Origin of the sequence: Streptomyces sp. NPDC101166 (assembly GCF_044768125.1) — a bacterium.
GTDB lineage: Bacteria > Actinomycetota > Actinomycetes > Streptomycetales > Streptomycetaceae > Streptomyces.
This window is the reverse complement of the sequence record NZ_JBIWPF010000253.1, coordinates 1-1,150: the sequence shown is the minus strand read 5'-3', so window position 1 is coordinate 1,150 and position 1,150 is coordinate 1. Positions and strand designations below refer to the sequence as shown.

Annotated in this window: 1 protein-coding gene and 1 pseudogene; one reads left to right on the top strand and one right to left on the bottom strand. The window is 66.8% G+C overall.

Annotated features, from left to right (window positions below; genetic code table 11):
• Positions 1 to 527 (bottom strand): annotated as a pseudogene (locus ACIRS4_RS38160) (hypothetical protein); the annotation flags it as partial.
• Positions 528 to 772: 245 nt separating this feature from the next.
• Between ACIRS4_RS38160 and gatC the strand changes: the two are divergent.
• Complete coding sequence (gene gatC / locus ACIRS4_RS38155) at positions 773 to 1,072, top strand: Asp-tRNA(Asn)/Glu-tRNA(Gln) amidotransferase subunit GatC (RefSeq protein ID WP_357096144.1); 300 nt, start codon at positions 773 to 775, stop codon at positions 1,070 to 1,072.
• The last annotated feature ends 78 nt before the right edge of the window (positions 1,073 to 1,150 follow it).

Sequence of the window (1,150 nt, the reverse complement as noted above, 5' to 3'; positions counted from 1 at the left end):
GCCGCCAGCTTGGTGTCCATGTCCTTCCATAGGTCCGGCACCCAGTCGGCGTCACCGTCGAGCACCGACGGCTTCTCCAAGGGCATCCACGGCGCGGAGGCGGCCTGTGTGGACGGCGCGCTCTGGGAACCCACGACCCGGTAGGCGCCCTGCGGGCCCATGTCGATCACGGTCGACCAGCCGACCCGCAGCACCCGGGGCGCACCGTCGACGAGCACCTGCAACCGGTCGTCGCGTGCGTTGGCGACCTGGTCGATGAGCTCGAGTTCGCGGTGGGTGTCGAGGATCCCCGAGTACGGCCGCAGCGAATCCACTTGCACATCGTGCAGTGATTCGGCGGCGGTGATGAGGGTGTCGGGCAATGCGCCCGTCGGCACCTCGACGACGATGTCGTCGATCGCGAAGCCGTCGCCGCGCTCGACGACATCCAGCGAGAGGATGTCCGCGCCAACGGAACCCAGCGCCAGCGCCAGCGATCCGAGACTCCCCGGGCGATCCGGAAGTTGCACGCGAAGCAGGTATGACACGTGCCTTCCTTTCTTTACTGTGCGACCGAAACTTTCCGACGGGTACCCGAGTCCCGCAATACTTACACCCTCGAGAGCCCGTTATCGAATCGAAGCATCTGCTGTGACGCGGGCCACCTACCCGTGGGTCACACATTGATGGTGCCAGGTCCGGCGCGTACCTGCGACCGGTGGCCGAAGGTGAACCCACTAGGCTGTCGGATGGCCAATCACCTAGCTCGAACCATGCCGAAAGGGGTCCCGCGGTGCCCGCCATCTCCAGGGACGAGGTAGCCCACCTCGCCCGGCTGTCCCGGCTCGCTTTGACGGACGACGAACTCGATCTGTACGCCGGTCAGCTGGATTCCATCCTGACCCACGTCGCACAGATCTCGCAGGTCGCCGCCGCCGATGTGCCCGCCACCGCATCCCCGAATCCGGAGACCAACGTGACGCGCCCGGATGTGCCGCGCCCGTGCCTGACTCCGGACGAGGCGCTCGCCATGGCCCCGGCCGTCGAGGAGCAGCGGTTCATGGTTCCGCAGATTCTGGGAGAGGGCGAATGACCGACCTGACCAAGCTGTCCGCGGCGGAACTCGCGGACAAGATCCACGCCCGCGAGGTGTCCTCGGTCGAGGTCACCG